This is a genomic window from Streptomyces oryzae (genome assembly GCF_017676365.1).
In the GTDB taxonomy this organism is placed as follows: domain Bacteria; phylum Actinomycetota; class Actinomycetes; order Streptomycetales; family Streptomycetaceae; genus Streptomyces; species Streptomyces oryzae.
This window is the reverse complement of record NZ_JADKMA010000303.1, coordinates 1-5,326: the sequence shown is the minus strand read 5'-3', so window position 1 is coordinate 5,326 and position 5,326 is coordinate 1. Positions and strand designations below refer to the sequence as shown.

General features: G+C 71.3%; 4 protein-coding genes. 3 read left to right on the top strand and 1 reads right to left on the bottom strand.

Features of this window, described 5'->3' with window-relative positions; translation table 11 throughout:
* Nucleotides 1-34: 34 nt before the first annotated feature.
* Nucleotides 35-1,483 (bottom strand): NAD(P)/FAD-dependent oxidoreductase, encoded by a 1,449-nt coding sequence (locus tag ITI46_RS32935; RefSeq protein ID WP_209243615.1) that lies wholly within the window; start codon nt 1,481-1,483, stop codon nt 35-37.
* Between the two features lie 443 nt (nt 1,484-1,926).
* On the opposite strand from ITI46_RS32935, the gene ITI46_RS32930 reads away from it, so the two are divergent.
* The 3 genes from ITI46_RS32930 (at nt 1,927) to ITI46_RS35645 (ending at nt 5,257) form a co-directional block, all read left to right on the top strand.
* Nucleotides 1,927-2,586 carry a lysoplasmalogenase family protein gene (locus ITI46_RS32930; protein WP_209243614.1) on the top strand — a complete coding sequence of 220 codons (660 nt, stop codon included), beginning with the start codon at nt 1,927-1,929 and terminating at the stop codon, nt 2,584-2,586.
* Nucleotides 2,587-2,719: 133 nt separating this feature from the next.
* A complete protein-coding gene (locus ITI46_RS32925; protein ID WP_209243616.1) occupies nt 2,720-3,964 on the top strand; it encodes a cytochrome P450 family protein in 1,245 nt (414 codons plus the stop codon).
* A 216-nt stretch (nt 3,965-4,180) separates the two neighbouring features.
* Nucleotides 4,181-5,257, top strand: coding sequence for a LysM peptidoglycan-binding domain-containing protein (locus tag ITI46_RS35645; RefSeq protein WP_209243613.1), 1,077 nt, complete (start codon nt 4,181-4,183; stop codon nt 5,255-5,257).
* The last annotated feature ends 69 nt before the right edge of the window (nt 5,258-5,326 follow it).

Genomic DNA, 5,326 nt, shown 5'->3' with positions numbered 1-5,326 from the left:
GGCCCCTGCAGCGGGCCGGCCGGCGGATTGCGGGTCAGGAGGAGGCGGCTGCCTTCTCGCCCCTGCCGTCCACCGGGCTGTCGGCCCGGCTGTCGGCGGTTGCCTTGCTGGTGTCGGCGGGCGCCGACGCCTCGGACTTGCCGAGCGCGGCGGCTGTCACCGGCGCGGCCGCCTCGTAGAACTCGCCGCGCGGGTGCTCCATGGCGCCCAGCGAGACGACCTCGCGCTTGAGGAACATCCCCAGCGTCCAGTCGGCGAAGACCCGGATCTTGCGGTTCCAGGTCGGTACGGCCATGCCGTGGTAGGCACGGTGGAAGTACCAGGCCAGCCGGCCGCGCAGCTTGATCTTCGTCTTGCCGAAGACGATCATCGCGACGCCCTTGTGCAGGCCGAGCCCCGCGACGGCGCCCTTGTTGGCGTGCTTGTACTTGCCCTGCGGGAAGCCGCGCATCCCGGAGATGACGTTGTCGCCGAGCACCTTGGCCTGGCGCAGCGCGTGCTGCGCGTTGGGCGGGCAGAACGCGCCCTCCTTGCCCGCCGCCAGGTCGGGGACCTGCGCGTTGTCGCCCGCGGCCCAGGCGTACTCCATGCCCTTGACCTGCATGGAGGCGTCCACGTCCACATGGCCCTTGGGGCCGAGGGGCAGGCCGAAGCGGGAGAGCACCGGGTTGGGCTTGACGCCCGCGGTCCACACGATGGTGCTGGAGTCGACCTCCAGCCCGTTCTTGAGCACCACATGACCGTCCACGCAGGACTCCATCGAGGTGTTCAGATAGACCTCGACGCCGCGCTTCTTGAGGTGTTCCAGGCCCCACTCGCCCAGCTTCGGGCCGACCTCGGGAAGGATGCCGGGGGCCGCGTCGACGAGGACGAACCGCATGTCCTCGCGCCGGACGTTGGGGTAGTACTTGGCGGCGTCACGCGCCATGTCCTCGACCTCGCCGATGGTCTCGGCCCCGGCGAAGCCGCCGCCGATGAAGACGAAGGTGAGAGCCTTGCGGCGGGCCTCCTCGTCCTGCGTGGAGTCCGCCTTGTCGAGCTGCTCGAGGACGTGGTTGCGCAGGCCGATCGCCTCTTCCACGCCCTTCATACCGATGCCGTTCTCGGCGAGACCGGGAACCGGGAAGGTGCGGGAGACCGCGCCCATCGCGATCACCAGGTAGTCGAAGGGCAGCTCGTACGCCTCGCCGACCAGCGGCGAGACGTTGGCGACCTTGCGGTCCTGGTCGATCGAGGTGACGCGGCCGGTGAGGACCTCGGCCTTGGGGAGCACGCGTCGCAGGGGGACCACGACGTGGCGGGGGGAGATGCTGCCGGCGGCAGCTTCAGGGAGGAAGGGCTGGTACGTCATGTACGACCGCGGGTCGACGACCGTGACGGTCGCCTCGCCGTAGCGCATCTTCTTGAGGATGCGGCGCGCTGCGTACAGACCGACGTACCCGCCACCCACTACGAGGATTCGGGGACGCTCCGTGGTGCTCATGAAATCGAGTATCCACCCACCTGCGGGGGTCACTTCGTGAGGGCCTTCACAAGCATCCCCGCACCCTCTGCTACACTGCGCCGCCGCGTGAGCGGGCCCACAGCGCCGCCGGGGAACCACTGAACGGTGCGAGCCGTTGACACAGCTTTTGAGCTGCGGGGATCGACAGGGCGACGGGTGGACCACCTGTCGGCGGACGGGCGGTGTACGTCCGGGGCGGCGGGAACACATCCGGAACGACGCCTTCCGAGGCCAGAACCGGGCCTCACCGGGCACTTTCTCATGTGAATCAATTCACGAAACTCATCTGCCGGTGCGGCTGCGACCCCTCGGTGAGCCCCTCCTACACCTATCAGCAGAGAGAGGCGGCGCTCAAGTGAGAGCTCTCATCACCTTTGAGGCGAAGGGTTGACGGCACCCTACTCAGCGGTAACACTGCCCGGATGGCGCTCACCAAGGGGAAGACCCTCGGAACGTTCGCCGCGCTGGCCGCCGCGGACCTGTACGCCGCCGCGAAGTCCCCGCGGGGCCCGGCACGCGCGGCCAAGCCGTTCCTCATGCCCGCGCTCGCGGCGCACGCCCGGAGCGCGGCGCACCCCGGACGCCCGCCCGCCGCGCTGCTGGCCGGGCTCGCCTGCGCCACCGCGGGGGACACCGCACTGCTGTGGGACCGCGACCAGCGCGCGCTGCTGACCGGCATGGCCGCCTTCCTCGGCACCCAGCTCAGCTACACCGCGGGGATGACGGCGCAGCTCGGTGCCGTACGAGGACTGCGGGCCCGCCCCAGGCGCGCTGTCGCCGCGTTCGCCGCCTGGGGTGCCGTCAACGCGGCGCTCGCCCCCGCGCTGGAGCGCCGGCTGCGGCTCCCGGTCGCGGGCTACAGCCTGGCGCTCACCGCGATGGGTGCCGCGGCGCTCGGCGTCGGGGGCAAGGTCGCCGCCGGCGCGCTGGCGTTCCTCGCCTCGGACGCGCTGATCGGCCTCCAGACGGCGGGGCACGAGTTCCCCTCCCAGGAGGTGCTGATCATGGCGGGGTATCTGCTCGGCCAGTACCTCATCACGGCGGGCTGGCTGGAGCGCGTACCGGCACGCACCCCGGAATGAGTGAACGCCTGCTGCGCGCGTACGCCCGCCATGCGCACACGCCCGCCAGAAGCGCGCGCCCGCGTCGGCGCATACCGTCGTAGACGTGCACGACCCGAACGACCACAGCACCGCGCCCGCCTCGGCGCCGCCCATGCCGCCGCTCTTCGACTGGCAGTTCGCGGCCGACCCCTATCCCGCGTACGCCTGGCTGCGCGAGCACGCACCCGTACGCAGGACCCGGCTGCCCAGCGGGGTGGAGGCGTGGCTGGTGACCCGGTACGCCGACGCGCGGCAGGCGCTCGCCGACCCTCGGCTGAGCAAGAACCCGCACCACCACGGCGAACAGGGCGCGCACGGCAAGGGCAAGGTCGGCATTCCGGGCGAGCGCAGCGCCAACCTGATGACGCATCTGCTCAATATCGACCCGCCGGACCACACCCGGCTGCGCCGCCTGGTCTCCAAGGCGTTCACCCCGCGCAGGGTCGCCGCGTTCGCACCCCGGGTACGGGAACTCGCGGACGGCCTCATCGACTCCTTCGCGGCGCGCGGCGAGGCGGACCTGATCCATGAGTACGCGTTTCCGCTGCCCATCTACGCCATTTGCGAGATGCTCGGCGTCCCGCGTGAGGACCAGGAGGACTTCCGCACCTGGGCGGGCATGATGATCCATCAGCCCGGCAGCCCGCGCGGCGGCGTAGGGCGCGCCGTCAAGCGGATGCGCGCCTATCTCGCGGAGCTGATCCACCGCAAGCGCGCGGAGTTGGCACGTACCGGAAGCGGCGACGACCTCATCTCCGGCCTCATCCGCGCCTCCGACCACGGCGAGCAGCTGACCGAGAACGAGGCAGCGGCGATGGCCTTCATCCTGCTGTTCGCCGGGTTCGAGACGACGGTCAACCTCATCGGGAACGGCACCTACGCACTGCTGCGCAACCCCGGGCAGCGGGCCCTCCTCCAGCGTGCGGTCGCCGACGGCGACGAGGAACTGCTGGCCGGCGCCGTGGAGGAACTGCTGCGCTACGACGGCCCAGTCGAGCTGGCGACCTGGCGGTTCGCCACCCGCGAGCTGACGATCGGCGGCCGGCGGATACGCGAGGGCGAACCGGTGCTGGTGGTGCTGGCCGCGGCCGACCGGGACCCGGAGAAGTTCACGGCGCCGGACACCCTGGACCTCACCCGGCAGGACAATCAGCACCTCGGGTACGGACACGGCATCCACTACTGCCTCGGGGCGCCGCTGGCCCGGCTGGAGGGGCAGACCGCGCTGGCCGCGCTGCTGCGCCGGCTCCCCGATCTGGAACTCGCCGCCGACCCCGCCGAGCTGCGATGGCGCGGCGGACTCATCATGCGCGGGCTGCGGACCCTGCCGGTGGAGTTCACCGCGGCCGATCGCTGACGGGGGTCACTGTTCGGTCGCCGATGCGGGGTTCGTGTGGAAGATGTGACGGCGCATCATTTATGTGATCGCGGCGTGATGTGGACGACATTGGCTTGTGACTGTCGGCGTTCGCAGCTACGTTCGGTCACCGACTTCGGTCATCGACTGGTGTCATCGGCTAATGTCCCGGACACTTCGGTCGTCGTCCCGCTTGTCCCTTACGAGAGGTCAACCATGCGCTCCGGGAACGGTCGGCATCGCCGCCCCCGCCAAGCCCCCGCTCTGTTCGTCGCCGCCGGGGTCACAGGTGCCGGGATCGCCATTCCGCTGCTCGGCGCCACCGGCGCCCAGGCCGCTGACGGCAGCGCCTGGGACCGGGTCGCCGACTGCGAGAGCGGCGGGGCGTGGAGCGCCAACGACTCCAACGGGTACTACGGCGGGCTCCAGTTGGACCTGGACACCTGGAAGTACTACGGCGGCACGGTGTACGCCGAGCGGCCTGACCTGGCCGACCGCAGCGAGCAGATAGCCATTGCCGAGAAGATCCTCGAGGCCGAGGGTCCGCGTGCTTTCCCGCACTGCGGAACCGGTCTGAAGGTTCCCGGGCTGGACGACAGCACGGACCCGGCGCCTTCCGGGACGCCGTCGCCCTCCCCCTCCGACGAGTCCGGCAAGCCCGAAAAGCCCGGGAAGCCCGATGATTCGGGCAAGCCCAGCCAGTCCGGCAAGCCCAGCACGCCCGGCAAGAGCTCGCCGGACGCGAAGCCGTCGCACAGCGCGAAGCCGGGCGACGACGCGAGCGGAAAGCCGTCCGACGAGAAGTCCGGCGGAAAGTCCGACGGGAAGTCCGGCAAGGGTTCCGGCGAGGAGTCCGACACCCCCGGGGGCGACGCGTCCGAGTCGCCGCAGCCGCCGTCCGGTGGCGGGTCCGACTCCGGGTCGTCCGATGACGACTCGGCCGGCGCCGGCTCCTCCGGCTGGTCGGACCTCGGCCCCTCCAGCCCGGACCGGCTCAAGTCCCCGTCCGAGAAGGTGGAGAAGCCGGACACCCCCGAGGAATCCGGGAAGCCCGGCAAGCCCGGGAAGGGCAAGCACCGTGGCCGTCCGGCCGACGACGACCGCGCCTCGCGGGACCGGGCGCGCGAGGGCGGCGGCAAGCACCGGGTCACCGTCCGTCCCGGCGACTCCCTCTCCGGGATCGCCGCGGAGCACGATGTCGCCGGCGGCTGGTCCGAGCTCTACGAGCGCAACCGCGCGGCGATCGGCGACGACCCCGACCTGCTCCGCCCGGGCCTGCACCTGAAGCTCTGACCCCTCCCCGGCCGCCGCCAGGTGGGACACCCGGGGAGGAAATGGGACAGCCGCGTGGGTGGGCTGGGC

What these genes read in the sequence shown, in the direction of transcription:
- ITI46_RS32935 (WP_209243615.1), bottom strand. Translation starts at nt 1,483, where the DNA reads ATGAGCACCACGGAGCGTCCCCGAATCCTCGTAGTGGGTGGCGGGTAC.
- ITI46_RS32930 (WP_209243614.1), top strand. Translation starts at nt 1,927, where the DNA reads ATGGCGCTCACCAAGGGGAAGACCCTCGGAACGTTCGCCGCGCTGGCC.
- ITI46_RS32925 (WP_209243616.1), top strand. Translation starts at nt 2,720, where the DNA reads ATGCCGCCGCTCTTCGACTGGCAGTTCGCGGCCGACCCCTATCCCGCG.
- ITI46_RS35645 (WP_209243613.1), top strand. Translation starts at nt 4,181, where the DNA reads ATGCGCTCCGGGAACGGTCGGCATCGCCGCCCCCGCCAAGCCCCCGCT.